The organism is Arthrobacter sp. Ha26 (genome assembly GCF_059091705.1).
In genome coordinates this window covers 83,607-97,994 of the sequence record NZ_JBNHGX010000006.1, presented here as the reverse complement: position 1 = coordinate 97,994, position 14,388 = coordinate 83,607, and the positions used below count along the sequence as shown (strand labels likewise).

At 65.3% G+C, this 14,388-nt stretch carries 12 protein-coding genes and 1 pseudogene; 5 read left to right on the top strand and 8 right to left on the bottom strand.

All coding sequences use genetic code 11. From position 1 onward, the window contains the following. The first annotated feature begins 4 nt into the window (after positions 1–4). Positions 5–919, top strand: coding sequence for a matrixin family metalloprotease (locus tag AC5RVY_RS14685; protein ID WP_493955437.1), 915 nt, complete (start codon positions 5–7; stop codon positions 917–919). 18 nt (positions 920–937) lie between these two features. On the opposite strand, the gene AC5RVY_RS14680 is transcribed toward AC5RVY_RS14685, so the two are convergent. Together AC5RVY_RS14680 and AC5RVY_RS14675 are read right to left on the bottom strand one after the other, a co-directional pair. Next, on the bottom strand, positions 938–2,071 hold the full coding sequence (locus tag AC5RVY_RS14680; protein ID WP_493955636.1) for an LOG family protein: 1,134 nt from the start codon (positions 2,069–2,071) through the stop codon (positions 938–940). A gap of 132 nt (positions 2,072–2,203) precedes the next feature. After that, positions 2,204–3,622: a sugar porter family MFS transporter gene (locus AC5RVY_RS14675; protein WP_493955436.1), complete on the bottom strand. Its 1,419-nt coding sequence runs from the start codon at positions 3,620–3,622 to the stop codon at positions 2,204–2,206. A 288-nt stretch (positions 3,623–3,910) separates the two neighbouring features. Here AC5RVY_RS14675 and AC5RVY_RS14670 point away from each other — a divergent pair, with 288 nt between their 5' ends. From AC5RVY_RS14670 to AC5RVY_RS14660, 3 genes and pseudogenes are all read left to right on the top strand, one after another. Then, positions 3,911–4,651, top strand: coding sequence for a GntR family transcriptional regulator (locus AC5RVY_RS14670; protein ID WP_493955435.1), 741 nt, complete (start codon positions 3,911–3,913; stop codon positions 4,649–4,651). 17 nt (positions 4,652–4,668) lie between these two features. Next, complete coding sequence (gene iolB / locus AC5RVY_RS14665) at positions 4,669–5,562, top strand: 5-deoxy-glucuronate isomerase (protein ID WP_493955434.1); 894 nt, start codon at positions 4,669–4,671, stop codon at positions 5,560–5,562. A 75-nt stretch (positions 5,563–5,637) separates the two neighbouring features. After that, positions 5,638–6,543, top strand: a pseudogene (locus AC5RVY_RS14660) (LacI family DNA-binding transcriptional regulator); the annotation flags it as partial. A 3-nt stretch (positions 6,544–6,546) separates the two neighbouring features. On the opposite strand, the gene AC5RVY_RS14655 reads toward AC5RVY_RS14660, so the two are convergent. Next, positions 6,547–7,767, bottom strand: coding sequence for an MFS transporter (locus AC5RVY_RS14655; protein ID WP_493955433.1), 1,221 nt, complete (start codon positions 7,765–7,767; stop codon positions 6,547–6,549). A 155-nt stretch (positions 7,768–7,922) separates the two neighbouring features. On the opposite strand from AC5RVY_RS14655, the gene AC5RVY_RS14650 reads away from it, so the two are divergent. Next, positions 7,923–8,372, top strand: a complete 450-nt coding sequence (locus tag AC5RVY_RS14650) for a MarR family winged helix-turn-helix transcriptional regulator (protein ID WP_493955432.1) — start codon at positions 7,923–7,925, stop codon at positions 8,370–8,372. A gap of 73 nt (positions 8,373–8,445) precedes the next feature. Here AC5RVY_RS14650 and AC5RVY_RS14645 read toward each other — a convergent pair whose 3' ends face one another. The 5 genes from AC5RVY_RS14645 to AC5RVY_RS14625 form a co-directional block, all read right to left on the bottom strand. Next, complete coding sequence (locus AC5RVY_RS14645; protein WP_493955431.1) at positions 8,446–9,882, bottom strand: sugar porter family MFS transporter; 1,437 nt, start codon at positions 9,880–9,882, stop codon at positions 8,446–8,448. Next, positions 9,879–10,754: a sugar phosphate isomerase/epimerase family protein gene (locus tag AC5RVY_RS14640; protein ID WP_493955430.1), complete on the bottom strand. Its 876-nt coding sequence runs from the start codon at positions 10,752–10,754 to the stop codon at positions 9,879–9,881. Before AC5RVY_RS14640 ends, AC5RVY_RS14645 begins: the two co-directional genes overlap by 4 nt. 45 nt (positions 10,755–10,799) lie before the next feature. Continuing rightward, positions 10,800–11,813, bottom strand: a complete 1,014-nt coding sequence (locus tag AC5RVY_RS14635; RefSeq protein WP_493955429.1) for a Gfo/Idh/MocA family protein — start codon at positions 11,811–11,813, stop codon at positions 10,800–10,802. A gap of 31 nt (positions 11,814–11,844) precedes the next feature. Then, on the bottom strand, positions 11,845–12,756 hold the full coding sequence (locus AC5RVY_RS14630) for a sugar phosphate isomerase/epimerase family protein (RefSeq protein ID WP_493955428.1): 912 nt from the start codon (positions 12,754–12,756) through the stop codon (positions 11,845–11,847). Between the two features lie 85 nt (positions 12,757–12,841). Next, positions 12,842–14,353: a CoA-acylating methylmalonate-semialdehyde dehydrogenase gene (locus AC5RVY_RS14625; RefSeq protein ID WP_493955427.1), complete on the bottom strand. Its 1,512-nt coding sequence runs from the start codon at positions 14,351–14,353 to the stop codon at positions 12,842–12,844. Between the last annotated feature and the right edge of the window lie 35 nt (positions 14,354–14,388).

Below are 14,388 nucleotides of genomic sequence, written 5' to 3'. Positions count from 1 at the left end.
AGCAATGGAGGACCAGCCTGGGCGCCACAGCGGCAGGCGGGCAGGCACCGGAAGTACCCGCGGGCCGCTCCTGTTCGTGCTGACCGGAGCAGTGTTCTCCGCGGCACTGTTCGGCGCCGCGCTGGGGTTGGACAACCCCCGGTTCAAGGACTTCCTTGATGTCCGCCTGGGACCGGGCGGCCAGCAGGGGACCCCACCAACGCAGAGCCCGGGTGAGGCGCGGGCGCAGCCGCCCGCTGAGGCCCGAACCGAAGCCCCGCCGCCGGGATTCGAGGAAGCGGACACTCCCCTGGCTGAGCCCGTGCGGCCACCGGTGCAGAGCAACTCCTACAAGTTCCTGGCCGTCAACGGTGACGCCAGCCCCGTGGGCTACTCCCCCTGCCGGCCACTGCACTACGTGGTCAACGATGTCCTGGCCCCCGCAGGCGCGCAGCAGCTCCTTGCGGACGCGATTACCAGCATCTCCAACGCCACGGGCATCACCTTTGTCTACGACGGCACCACCGGCGAACAGCCGTCGCCGCAGCGTGCCCCGTACCAACCCGATGCCTACGGCGAGCGCTGGGCACCGCTGCTGATCGCCTGGACCACGCCGGAGGTTGCGCCCCAGCTCAAGGGCAAGGTGATCGGGACCGGCGGCAGCACGCATTACAGCTACGGTGACGGCCCCAAGACCTTCGTCACCGGCGGCCTGGACCTGGACGCGCCGCAGATAGCCGATGAACTAGTGAACCCCGACGGCCACTTCTATGCCACCGCCGTGATCCTGCACGAGCTCAGCCACGTTATGGGGCTGGACCACGTGGAGGATCCCGGCCAGCTGATGTATCCGGAGATCGGTACTCCCGAGGGGCTGTCCGCCGGGGACCTCAACGGCCTCTACGAGCTGAGCAAGGCGCAGTGCCGGAAGGACCTGTAACCGTTCGCGGATAGCCGGTCAGGCGCTGAGAACGGCCGCGGCTTCCTCCACCGAGTCCACCAGGAAAATCCAGTCCTCCATGGCCCGGCCCGCGGCCAGGCTGCGCAGCATGGGCCAGGCCGGATACTCGTGCTCCCAGTGATTCCTGCCCACCAGCACCATCGGGGTGACTTTCCCGGCCGCGGCATAGTAGTTCTCGCACGCGTCCTGGAAAATCTCCTGGACTGTTCCCGCGGCTCCCGGGAGGAACACAATCCCGCCGTGGCAGAGCCCCAGCAGGATGGCTTCCCGGATGGCGTTGGCAAAGTACTTGGCGATGTGCGTGGCGAAATAGTTGGGCGGCTCATGGCCGTAGAACCAGGTAGGGATCCCCAGCGACGCGGTACCGCCGGGATAATGTTCGACGACGGCGGCCGCCGCGCGGGCCCACGCGGACACCGAGGGACGGAAGCCCGGAACAGAGGCGAGGGTTTTCAGCGCTGCCTGCAGGGCGCCGTCGTCGGCCTGGCTCAGGTACGCGCCAAGGTTGGCAGCCTCCATGGCACCCGGCCCGCCGCCGGTGGCGACCACGTGCCCGTTCCGGGCAAGCAGCCTGCCCAGCAGTGCCGCCTGGGCGTAGTCGGCGCTGCCCCGCTGGGCCGCGTGCCCGCCCATCACACCCACCATTTTCCCGGCGGACCAGGCGCCGGACCGGTGAAGTTCATCAAGGGCGTCGCCGATGGCGTGGTCGTGGAGTGCCGAAGCCAGGGTGGCATCCAGCCTGTGCCGCAGCCCCGGCTGGATGCTCCACTGGTAGATCCGTGCGTCCGGCAGTTCCTCGTAGGGTGAATCCGCGAGGCCCGCGTACAGCTCCTGGGGCGAGTACAGCCCCGCCCGGTAGGGGTTGAAGGGCACACCGTCCAGCCGCGGGAAGATCAGGGCGCCGCGGCGCCGGAGTGCGTCCTCCATCCCCTCGTCGAACGTGCAGCCCAGGAAGATGGCGCCCTCAACCCGGATCATGTTCAGCGCGGCGGACCGCCCCCGCAGGTCCAGGGACTGGGCATGCCAGCCATCCATCTCCTGGGCTCCGGCCCCAACCAGCCGGTCGAAGCTGGCCAGGTCCTCAACATCGAGGATGCGGGGGCTGGGACCCAGTTTTCCGGAGAGGTTCATGGCCGCCCCGTTGTCATGCTGCTCATCCACCCAGCGTATTGCACCGTTTAAGCAACGCGGGGTCAGGTCCTGCCCATCCGGAACTCCGGATCGGGCGGAATCTGACCCCGCATTGCTTACGGAAGTGCCTTGTCAGGCGGGAACCCTTGCAACTGCGGTGTCGCCACGGAAGTGGGCCTCCAGCTGTTCGAGTGAACGGCCCTTGGTCTCCGGGACGAACTTGGCCACAAAGGCCAGGGATGCGACGTTGACCAGGACAAACAGTCCGAAGGTACCGGTGGAGCCCAAGGCTTCGACCACGATCGGGAACAGGAATGAGATGGCGGCGTTCACGGTCCAGAGCGCGAAGACCGCGATTCCCATGGCGAAGCCGCGGATGGCCAGCGGGAACATCTCCGAGAGGAGCAGCCAGACGCAGGTCCCGATGAAGCATTGGACGAAGGCAACGAATAACATCATGGCGGCGAGGATGGTGTAGCTGGCCAGGTCAGACTGCGGCAGCAGGAACACCACTGCCAGCAGGGCCTGCGAGGCGACCACGCCCGAGAAACCGATGATCAGCATCTTCCGGCGGCCGATGAATCCCAGCAGCCAGATCCCCAGGACGGTCATCAGCACCGAGGTGACGCCAACGCCGATGGTGGCCACGAGGGAGGCGCTCACGCCGAGGCCGCTTTTTTCCAGGATGGTGGGGGCGTAGTAGTTGACAGTATTGATGCCGGTGGCCTGCTGGACGGTGGCGAGGCCTATGCCGATCCACAACAGCCGGCGCATCCACGGGTTATTGCGGAGGTCCCGCCAGGCGTGGCCGCGCTCCTCCTTCGCTGTCCGCGCAGCCTGGGCAATTTCTTCATATTCGGCAGCTGCTTCTTCGGGCCCGCGGCTCAGGTTCAGCACGCGGCGGCTGTCCTCGAGCCGGCCGCGGATGGCGTACCAGCGGGGTGATTCGGGCAGCATCAGCATGCCCGCCAGCAGGGCCAGCGCGGGCAGCGAGGCAATTCCCAGCATGGTCCGCCAGACCTCGGTGTCGTGGATCAGGGCATCGAGGAGCGCGTTGATCGCGAATGCCAGCATCTGACCCGTGACGATCATGAGTTCGTTGATGGTCACCATGCGGCCACGAAGGTGGGCCGGGGCCATCTCCGCCAGGTAGAGGGGGCACGTAACGGCGGCTGCTCCCACGCCGAGGCCCAGCAGGATGCGGGCGGTGATCATGAAGGAGACGTTGGGGGCGATGGCGCAGCCGATGGCGCCAAGCAGGAACAGCAGGGCACAGACCAGCAGGGAGCCCCTGCGGCCGAGCTTGTCCGCCATCCGCCCGCCTGTAAGAGCGCCTACGGCGGCGCCGGGAAACAGAAGGGCGCTGACCACTGTCGCTTCCTCCACGGCGTTCATGTCCAGGGAATCGTTCATGTACAGAAGGGCACCGGAGATCACGCCGGTGTCGTAGCCGAACAGCAGGCCACCGAGGGTGGAAATGACGGTAAGGCGGGCAAGGTAGCCGCGGTGCTTGCCGGAGGGTACGTTGTGGGACGGTTTTTGCAACAGCATTGTTGCCTCTCAGATTCTTGGGGACCGGAACAACCCGGACGCGAATGTGATGTGTGGCACTAACGTTAGAGCGCTCTAATCCTTGCCGTCAATAGAAAGTCCTAATGTCAGAACATTTAATTTCCCATCAGCGCGCTGAAGCTGCGAGGAAGAGCCCTTGACCGGGCAGGCCAGCCTGCTACGATCGTTGAAGAACTATGTCCTATCAAGCGAACATATAGCGGTAAAGCAGCGGCGCTTTAAGGCCCGACCGGTCCAGAGCTGCCCTCAAGGAACGGGAACGTAAAAGTGGCGAACAACCTGGGTCTCAGCATCGACCGCTCCTCCCCCGTCCCCCTCTACCATCAGGTTGTCCAAGGTATAGAGGCCGCCATCTACAGCGGCGTCCTGGAACCCGGGAGCCGGCTGGACAATGAGATCGACCTTGCCGCGCAACTGAACCTCTCCCGGCCCACCATGCGCAAGGCCATGGACGAGCTGGTCAGGTCCGGCCTGCTGGTCCGCAAGCGTGGAGTGGGAACACAGGTGGTGTCCAGCCAGGTCCGCCGCCCGCTGGAACTCTCCAGCCTCTACGACGACCTCACCAACAACGGCAAGAAGCCCACCACCGAAGTCCTGAGCTTCTCCCACGTGGAGGCGGACGACGCCACCCTGGCCACACTTCAGCTTCCCGCCGGATCCAAGGTCTACCACTTCACCCGGCTCCGGAAAGTCGGCGGCAAACCGCTGGCCCTCATGGAGAACTGGGTGCGTGACGATATCGCCGCCATGGACGAGGCCATGTTGTCAGCCGAAGGCCTGTACGCAATCCTGCGCAGGGGCGGGGTCAATTTCCGGCTCGCCACCCAGCGCATCGGGGCCATGACCGCCAACGAGTACCAGGCCTCCATGCTGGAAACGGGCGCCGGATCTGCCCTGGTCACCATGGAACGCACCGCCGTGGACGATACCGGGCGACGGGTGGAGACAGGCCACCACGTATATCGCGCTGATTCCTACAGCTTTGAAATGACACTCGTACAGCGCTAACTCAAGGAGCCAACTCCATGACCAACTGGGTCTACCCCCTGGGCACCGCCGCCGACGGCACGTGGGACGTCTCGATTGGAACATCAGATTCCACCCTTGCCGTTGCGGGGTGGGCACACACGGGACTCAAGGTGGCCACCCTCACCGCCGGGGCCGGCGTCGTCCTTCCTCCGGCGGACGAGGAGCGGATTGTGGTGCCGCTCAGCGGATCCTTCACCGCCATGGTGGACGGGACCAAGTACCAGCTGAACGGCCGCCCGTCAGTATTCTCCGGGCCCACCGATGTCCTGTACTCCGGTACCGGGCGTGCGGTGGCCATCAGCTCGTCCGACGGCGGCCGGGTAGCCGTCGCCACTGCCCCGGCCAGTGCTTCGTACCCCACCAGGCTGGTCACCGCGGCGGAAACACCGGTGGAGCTGAGGGGGGCGGGTAACTGCTCCCGGCAGGTCCATAACTTCGGCACCCCGGCCGCACTGGAAGCGGACCGGTTCATCGTGTGCGAGGTCCTCACCCCGGCCGGCAACTGGTCCTCCTATCCTCCGCACAAGCATGACGAGGAGAAGGACGGCGAGACGCGCCTCGAGGAGATCTACTACTTCGAGACGCAGGTTGCAGCGGGCTCCGCGGCGCCCGCCGACGCCGATGCCATCGGCTACCAGCGTGTCTACGCCTCTGACGAGCGCCCCATCGACGTGTCCGCCGAAGTGCGCACGGGCGATGTGGTCCTGGTCCCGTACGGCTGGCACGGCCCCGCCATGGCCGCGCCGGGCTATGACCTGTACTACCTGAACGTGATGGCCGGACCGGGGGCGGTACGTGAATGGCTCATCAGCGACGATCCACACCACGGCTGGGTGCGGCAGAGCTGGGACGGCCAGGACATCGACCCCCGGCTGCCGTTCGGCGCATAGGCGCAGCGCGGGCAGGCCCGAATGGCATAGTGGTTTCTTGTGAACCAGCCTTCGCCCGCCCCCAGGTCCGTCACCATGGAGGACGTGGCGCGTGAAGCCGGGGTAAGCCGCGCGCTGGTGTCCCTGGTCATGCGCGACTCCCCCAAAGTTTCACCCGCCAAGCGGACGGCCGTCCTCGAAAGCGCGGCCGCCCTGGGCTACTCCCCCAACAGGCTGGCCAGCAGGCTGGCAAGCAGACGCACGAACACCCTCGGTGTACTGTTCCTGGACTTGCACAACTCCGTCTTCGCTGACATCTATGACGGCATCAGCGAAGGGATCGCGGGCAGTGGCAACCAGGTCATGGTCGCCGTCGGCTCCGCTGATCCACAGACGGAGCTGGAGGCCGTCCGGTCCTTCGTGGACCTGCGCGTGGACGGCGTGATCCTGGCCGGTTACACCGGCTCATCCGCCGACCTGGCGGCGGCACTCCGCGGGACACCAGCCGTTGTGATCACCCGTGAGCTGCAGGTGGACGGCGTGGATTCCGTCCTGACCGACGACTTCCGCTCTGGCCTGCTCGCCGTGGAGCACCTCCACGGACTGGGACACCGGCAGATCGCGCACGTGGACATTTCGGACTGGCTCCCCTACACCGCCCGCCGTGAGGGCTACCTTGCCGCGATGAAACAGTTCGGCTTGGAGCCGCAGCTGGTGCACAGCGACATGACCGAGCGCGGCGGGCGGGCGGTCATGGAGAATTTCCTGGCCTCCGGCGCCAGCCTGCCGACGGCCATTTTCGCCCACAACGATCTGACGGCCATCGGCATCATGGAAGCCCTGGCCGCCCATGGCCTGCTGGTCCCGGGCGATGTGGCCATCGTGGGCTGCGACAACATCGAGGTGGCCGCGTCCCCGCTGATCGGGCTGACGTCCATCGACCAACACGCCGGGGAACTGGGGAGGCTGGCCGCGCAGGCCATGCTGGACCGGGTGTCCGGAACCTCAGGACCTGCCGTGACCCGCAAGCTCGAGCCCGCCCTGATGGTCCGCCGTTCCTCCGGCGCCCAGGACGTTGCTGCGCTTGGCAGCAGCGGCGGCGAACGCCATAACAGCCAGGCCAAGCAGCGTGATGCCGGCGCCGGCCCAGATGGGTGAGGTGTAGCCGAGACCGGCCGTAATAGTGACACCGCCGAGCCACGCACCCAGGGCGTTGCCCACGTTGAAGGCGCCGATATTGGCACCGGACGCCAGGGTGGGGGCTGTGCTCGCGTAGGTCATGACCCGCATCTGCAGGCCGGGAACGGTGGCGAATCCGAAGCCGCCCATCAGCACCAGGGAGGCGACGGTGAGCACCTGACTGGTGGCGGTGAGTGCGAAGGCCACCAGGACGGCCGCCAGCACGGCAAGCACCACCAGCAGGGTGCGGTCCACATTGCGGTCCGCAGCCTTCCCGCCGAGGGTGTTGCCCGCGAAGAGGCCCACACCAAAAACGATCAGCAGCCACGGCACAGTGCCGGCATCGAAGCCGGACACCTCGGTGAGGGTATAAGCGATGTAGGTGAAGGCGCCGAACATGCCGCCGAATCCCAGGACGGTGACAATGATCGAGAGCCATACCTGCCCCGAGCGGAAGGCCCGTAGTTCACGCCGCAGTCCTCCAGCCTCCGCTTTGCCCCCGGCAGCCCTGGGGACGAGCGCCAGGATACCCGCGAGCGCGGCCACGCCGATTACCGTGATGGCCCAGAAGGTTGCACGCCAGCCCGCTGCCTGGCCGAGGAGCGTTCCGAACGGAACCCCCAGGACGTTGGCTGCCGTAAGGCCGGTGAACATCAGGGCGATGGCGCCGGCCTTTTTGCTGGGCGGAACCATGCCTGCAGCCACTACGGAGCCAATGCCGAAGAAGGCGCCGTGGGCGAGGGCGGCGACAACCCGGCCGAGCATCATGGCCCAGTAGTCAGCCGAGGTGGCGGAAAGCAGGTTCCCCACGATGAACAGGACCAGCAGCGCCGCCAGCACCGGCTTGCGGTCGAATCGTGTCACCGCTGCCGTCAGGCCCAATGCACCGACAACAACGGACAAGGCATAGCCGGAGATGAACCAGCCGGCCGAGGCCTCACTGACGCCGAAATCTGCCGCCACGTCGGGGAGGAGTCCGGCGATGACAAACTCCGTCAGTCCGATTCCAAACCCGCCAAGGGCGAGGGCTATAAGGCCAATAGGCATGGGGGTGCTCCTTGAGCTGTACTTGGTCCGGGAAGGCGCCTAGAATAGTTGCAGGCGCGGTATTTATTGTTGCACAAGCAAATACCCCGCGCAAGCAACTACTTTTTAAACCAATCCAGGGCAGGCTTTTTCGCCGGCCCCTTCAAGGAGATGCAGTGGGCATCAAGGACGACGCCGTCGAGGTCCGGGCGCAGGGCTGGCGCACACTGGCCGCCCTCCACGGCCTTATCGAGAATGAGCTGGAGCGCTCCCTGCAGGCCCGGTCCAAGCTGTCCGTGGTGGAGTACACCGTCTTGGATGCCTTGAGCCGGCAGGACGGCTGGCACATGCGGATGCAGCAGCTGGCCCGGGCCACCGCCCTGAGCCCCAGTGCCACAACCCGCCTGGTGAACCGGCTTGAGGACCGGGGACTGCTAACCCGTATCCTTTGCGCCGACGACCGCCGAGGCATCTACACCGAGCTCACCCCCAGCGGCAGCAGCCTGCTGGAACAAGTGCGGCCGGTCCACGATGCCACCTTGGAGCGCGCCTTGGGCGAGGCACTGGCAGTCCCCGAGCTGGCGCCGCTCGTGGACGCCCTGCCGAAGCTGCACGCCCCGGCTTAAGGCGCAACAGGAGCGCCCCCTTGAGTCATTCCTCAAAGGGGCGTTCCGGGGGCAGAAGTGGTGGCGGAAGCGGCTAAACGCTCCGGGTCGCGGCCGTTTCAGTCCGCTGGCCAGCCGCATTCTTGAAGTAGTGCTCCAGGTCCTCGAGGCTCTTGTCCTTGGTTTCGGGCACGTACTTGGCGGCAAAGGCGATGGCGCCAAGACCGAGCACCGCAAACACAAAGAACGTGTTGGAGATGCCGATGGCCGCCAGGAGCTGCGGGAAGCCGAAGCCGATCAGGAAGTTCACGATCCAGAGCAGGAAGGCTGAGGCGCCCATACCCAGGCCGCGGATCTTCAAGGGGAAGATCTCGGAGAGCATGAGCCAGGTGACCGGTGAGATGGCACCCTGCTGGAACGCCAGGAACGTGACCGTCAGAGCCAGGATGACGAATCCCCGGGCTGAGCCTTCCGGCAGAATCAGGGAGAAGAGCCCGATCAGCAGCAACGCCGTCGTTGTTCCAACCTGTCCCGTGATCAACATCCTGCGGCGCCCCACCTTGCCCAGCAGCCAGATGCCCACGAACGTGGCGAGGACCGAGATGACGCCGTTAGCGATATTGGCGGTCAGGGCCGCCTCCCGGCCAAAGCCGGACTGGGCCAGGATCTGTGTTCCGTAGTACATGATGGAGTTCACGCCGGTGATCTGCTGGATCACGGCCAGGCCCAGGCCCACGAAGAAGATCCGGCGCAGCCACGGGATTCCCAGGTCCTTCCACGAGCCCATCTTGGACTTGTAGTCCTCAACGGCCATGGCCTTGACTTCTTCAAATTCGATGCGGGCGTCAGCCTGGGAGCGGATCCGCTGCAGGACGCTGAGGGTTTCGCCGAAACTTCCCATGGAGGCCAGCCAGCGCGGGCTTTCCGGCATGAAGTTCATCCCGATCCACAGGGCGATGGCAGGGAGCGTTGCGATCACGAGCATCCAGCGCCAGATGCCGCCGGCTTCGCCAAAGTTGTTGCCGAGGTAGGCGTTGAAGATGAAGGCCAGCAGCTGCCCGGTGACGATCATCAGTTCGTTCTGCGTGACAATCCGCCCACGGCGGGCGCTGGGCGAGACCTCCGCAAGGTACACGGGCACGGTGACGGAGGCGCCGCCGACGGCGAGGCCCAGCACGAACCTGGCGGCGATCATCACTTCGGTGTTCGGCGCCAAGGTGCAGGCCAGGGTGCCCACCAGGAAGATGACCGCAAGGACCATGATCATCCTGCGCCGGCCATTGCGGTCAGCCAGGCGGCCGCCGAACAACGCGCCGAAAGCCGCGCCGAACAGGAGCGACGACGTCACCAGGCCCTCAGTCAGCGGCGTGAGGCCCAGGTCCTCCTGCATGTAGGGCAGGGCACCGTTGATCACGCCGGTGTCGTAGCCGAAGAGCAGCCCGCCGAACGTGGAGATGATGGTGACCGTCCGCAGCGCCCTTTTGTGATTGCCCGGTTTGGTCCCGGTTTCGCCGGGGACAGGGGTACTCATAGGCTGACCTTTTGGATGTACTGGTTCATCGTCTCCAACTGGAACCGGGAAACGTCCTCGGCGTTCTCGTCCTCCGCGAAGACGCTGGAGACCATCACGGTGTTGTCCCGGTCCAGGAATCCGATTTCCTTCAGGCCGCCGAAGAACTCGTCCCAGTTGACGTCGCCGTCGCCAATTTTCAAGTGCTGGTGGACGCGCACCGGGTTGCCCGGCGGGTTGGTGATGTAGCGCAGCCCGTGGGAGGCGTGGTGGTTCATGGTGTCCGCCACGTGGACTAGCCGCAGCTTGTCCCCGGCGGCGCGCATGATGTCCAGCGGGGAGTTCTTCATGTGGAAGCTGTGCGAGGCGACGTAGACCATGCCAACATTCTTCGAGTTCAGGCCGCGGATGACGCGGATGGCCGCAAGGCCTTCTTCCACAAAGTCGTCCGGGTGAGGGTCAATCAGCAGGTCGATGCCCTCACGCTCGATGATGGGCAACAGTTCCTCCATGGAACGGTAGAAGGCCCGCTCTGACTCTTCCGCCTTTTCGGGGCGGCCGCTGAACTCAGTGTTCATGGTGCTGACCCCGAGGTCCACTGTGATCTGGATGGCACGCTTCCAGTAGCGGACAGCCGCCTCACGGGCATCCTCATCCGGACCCGACCAGCGGAGCACCGGCAGGACGGACGCGATTTCGATTCCGGCATCCTTGCAGGCCTTGTTCAACTGGCCCACCAGCTCGTCATCCGCCTTGGGGTGGTTATAGAAGGGGATGAGGTCCGCGTGCGGAGTCATCTGCATGTACTTGTAACCGAGGTCGGCAACCACCTTGGGAAACTCGAGCAGGCTGTGCGAGTGGTGGAACGGCGTGGGGTCAAGTGCGATTTTCACGAAAAACACTCCATTGTGGATCAGTAAGGATGGAGGGGCGGCTGGTTACTTGTAGAGGTCCGGCTTGGCCGCCAGCTTCACGGCAACCTTTTCGCCGTTCTTCTGGGCTTCGACGCCGGCTTCGCAGCAGGCTGCTGTGGCGTATCCGTCCCAGGCGGAGGGACCCCCGATGTCTCCTTGAAGTGCTGCGTCCACCCATGACTGGATTTCGACGTCGTAGGCCGCACCGAAGCGCTCCTCGAAGCCGGGCGTGACGTTGCCGCCCCAGCGGCCGGCGCTGCGCGTGTAGGGGCCTTTGTCGCCGCCGATGCTCACGATTCCGTCTTCGAAGGACGCCTGCGTGGCCACCTCGTAGCCGAATTTGGCGTTGACGTAGATTTCGACGTCGGCCAGGACGCCTGATTCGGTCTCCAGCAGGACGTGCTGGGGGTCGTGCTGGCCTTTCGGAGCATTCTTCGTGGCCTTGCCCAGGCGGACCTGGATGCTCGTGATTTCTTCGCCGGTGAAGAACCGAATCGCATCAAACTCGTGGACCACAGAGTCATTGATGAGCATCTCATTCGTGAAGCCCTCAGGGGTACTCGGGTTGCGGTGCTGGTGGTGCAGCATCAGCAGCTCGCCCAGTTCGTGATCACGGATGATCTTGCCCAGCGAGGCGTACTCCGCGTCGAAGCGGCGCATGAAGCCCACCTGGATGCGCTTGCGGCCCAGTTCAACCTCCGCCTGGACGATCTTCCAGGAGGACTCGGCGTCCGGGGTGAGGGGTTTTTCGCAGAGGATCGGGATGTCCTTGGCGATCGCCTTGAGCAGGATGTCCTGGTGCAGGAAGCCGGGAGTGGCGATCAGTACGGCGTTGACGTCGCCGTTGTTGAGGGCTTCATCAGCATCGGCGAGTGCCACGGCACCGGGAATGCCTTCGACGGCGGCCTGGGCACGGGCGAGGTCAACGTCCACGACGGCGGCAACTTCGGCTCCGTGGATGCGCTTGTGGAGGCGCTGGATGTGGTCGGCGCCCATGCGTCCGGCGCCGATGACGGCGACGCGGAGGGTTTCAGTCATTGTTCTGTCCTTTTGGTGTCTGGGGCGGGGGTTAGCTGACAGCGGTGCGGGAACCGCAGGACAGCAGGTAGTTGCGGGTGCGCTTGGCGATGGGCATGGGCACGTCAAACGCGACGGGGTACATGTCCTGCTCCACGATGCCGAAGATAGGGCGGTTGAGGCCTTCCACGGCTTCGATGACGGCGCGGAGGTCCGGGAGGCCGTTCGGCGGCTCGGTCATAACGCCGGCCAGGTTCGCGGCTGCCCAGGTCATGTTTTCCTCGTTGACCTTCTTCAGGATCTCCGGGTTGATCTGCTTGAGGTGCAGGTAGCCGATCCGGTCCGGGTAGTTCTTGATCAGTTCCAGGCTGGAGGCGCCGCAGTATTCGGCGTGGCCGGTGTCTAGGCACAGGTTCAGGTACTGGCTGTCCGTGGCGCCCAGCAGGGTTTCAATATCCTCCTGTGCACCCACATGGGAGTCTGCATGGGAGTGGAACTGCTGCTTCAGGCCGAAGTCCTCCAGCAGGGTCTTGCCCAGGCGGTTGTGGCCGGCGAACAGATCGCTCCAAGCCTTGTCGCTCAGCGTGCCGCTTTCCACGGCTTCGCCGGTGACGTCGTCGCGCCACATTGCCGGGATGACCACAATGTGTTCCCCGCCCATGGCGGCCGTCAACTCTGCCACCTTCCTGGCCGGTTCCCACGCGGATTCCCACTGGTCCAGGCCGCGGTGGAAGGCGGTGAACACGGTGCCGGCCGAGATCTGCAGGTCCCGGGCCTTGAGCTCCGCAGCCAGGCGTGTGGGATCAGTGGGGAGGTAACCGTACGGGCCCAGTTCGATCCACTTGTAACCGGACTCGGCCACTTCGTCCAGGAAGCGTTCCCACGGGGTCTGCTGGGGGTCATCCGCGAACCAGACTCCCCAGGAGTCCGGTGCCGTGCCGATGATCAGCTTGTTCTCAGTCATGACAGCGTTGTCTCTTTTCCTTTGATAGGGGCCACGCCGCCAGGGTTCCCTGGCCGAGCTTGCGAGGCGAGGGTGGCGGTGGGGATTAGTTGGAGGGGAAGTTGTAGGAGGCGCCGGAGGCGTGGTGGGTTTCGGGCCAGCGGGAGGTGATGACCTTGCCGCGGGTGTAGAAGGAGACGCCTTCGGGGCCGTAGATGTGCTTGTCGCCGAAGAGTGAGGCTTTCCAGCCGCCGAAGGAGTGGTAGGCCACCGGGACGGGCAAGGGAACGTTGATGCCGATCATGCCCACGGTCACAGATCGCTGGAACTTCCGGGCCGCGGCGCCGGAAGAGGTAAAGATGGCAGTGCCGTTGCCGTAGGGGTTGGCGTTGATCAGCTTGATGCCGTCCTCAAGGGTGTCCACGCGGACAACAACGAGGACCGGCCCGAAGATCTCTTCCGTGTAAGCGGTCATTTCGGTCTTCACGTGGTCAATCACGGTGGGACCCACCCAGAAGCCGTCTTCGTGGCCGGGCACCACCAGGTCGCGGCCATCCACCACCATCGCCGCCCCGGCAGCTTCGGCTTCGGTGACGATCCGTACAATACGTTCCTTGGAAGCCGGCGTAATGACGGGGCCCATTTCGGCGTCGGGGGCGGTGCCGTTGTTGACCTTCACAGCCAGGGCGCGTTCTTCGACCTTCTTCACGATGAGGTCCGCGGCGTCCCCCACGGCGACGGCGACGGAGATGGCCATGCAGCGTTCCCCGGCGGAGCCGAACGCGGCGGCGGCGAGGTGGTCGGCGGCGTTGTCCAGGTCGGCGTCGGGCATCACGATGGCGTGGTTCTTCGCCCCACCCAGGGCCTGGACGCGTTTGCCGTGCTTGGTGGCGGTTTCGTGGACGTACTGGGCGATCGGGGTGGAGCCGACGAAGGAAATTCCGTCCACGTCCGGGTGGGTCAGCAGCCCGTCCACCGTTTCCTTGTCACCGTGCAGGACCTGGAACACGCCGTCGGGCAGGCCGGCCTGCTTCCACAACTTGGCCAGCAGCAGCGAAGCGGAGGGGTCCCGCTCGGAGGGCTTGAGGATGAACGCGTTACCCGTGGCGATCGCCATCGGGGCCATCCACAGCGGCACCATCACCGGGAAGTTGAACGGGGTGATGCCCGCCACCACGCCGAGGGGTTCGCGGAAGTTGAACACGTCGATGCCGGTGGACACCTGGTCGGAGTAGTCGCCCTTGAGCAGGGTGGGAATACCGCAGGCGTATTCGATGACTTCCAGGCCGCGGCCGATCTCGCCTTTGGCGTCGGAGATGACCTTGCCGTGCTCGGCGGTGATCAGCTTCGCGAGGTCGTCCACGTGGGCGGCGACGAGTTCACGGAACTTGAACAGCACCGCGGTGCGCTTCGCCAGGGAAATGTCACCCCACGTGTCGGCGGCCTCGCGGGCGGCGGCGACAGTGCTCTCGAGGTCGGCGCGGTTGGCCAGCCGCAGCGTGGCGGACACAGCGCCCGTGGCAGGGTTGTACACCGGCGTGGTGCGGTCGCCCTCGCCGGCAGTCTCGGCGCCGTTGATGAAATGGTTGATGACAGTTTCAGTGGTGGTGGCAGTCATTGGACTCTTCCTTGAGCGGTGGGTCTTGGCGGTAG

Bases quoted from the DNA above. Each gene is read 5' to 3' on its own strand.
- AC5RVY_RS14645 (WP_493955431.1), bottom strand. From the start codon at position 9,882: ATGAGTACCCCTGTCCCCGGCGAAACCGGGACCAAACCGGGCAATCAC.
- AC5RVY_RS14675 (WP_493955436.1), bottom strand. From the start codon at position 3,622: ATGCTGTTGCAAAAACCGTCCCACAACGTACCCTCCGGCAAGCACCGC.
- AC5RVY_RS14655 (WP_493955433.1), bottom strand. From the start codon at position 7,767: ATGCCTATTGGCCTTATAGCCCTCGCCCTTGGCGGGTTTGGAATCGGA.
- AC5RVY_RS14630 (WP_493955428.1), bottom strand. From the start codon at position 12,756: ATGACTGAGAACAAGCTGATCATCGGCACGGCACCGGACTCCTGGGGA.
- iolB (WP_493955434.1), top strand. From the start codon at position 4,669: ATGACCAACTGGGTCTACCCCCTGGGCACCGCCGCCGACGGCACGTGG.
- AC5RVY_RS14625 (WP_493955427.1), bottom strand. From the start codon at position 14,353: ATGACTGCCACCACCACTGAAACTGTCATCAACCATTTCATCAACGGC.
- AC5RVY_RS14680 (WP_493955636.1), bottom strand. From the start codon at position 2,071: ATGAACCTCTCCGGAAAACTGGGTCCCAGCCCCCGCATCCTCGATGTT.
- AC5RVY_RS14685 (WP_493955437.1), top strand. From the start codon at position 5: ATGGAGGACCAGCCTGGGCGCCACAGCGGCAGGCGGGCAGGCACCGGA.
- AC5RVY_RS14635 (WP_493955429.1), bottom strand. From the start codon at position 11,813: ATGACTGAAACCCTCCGCGTCGCCGTCATCGGCGCCGGACGCATGGGC.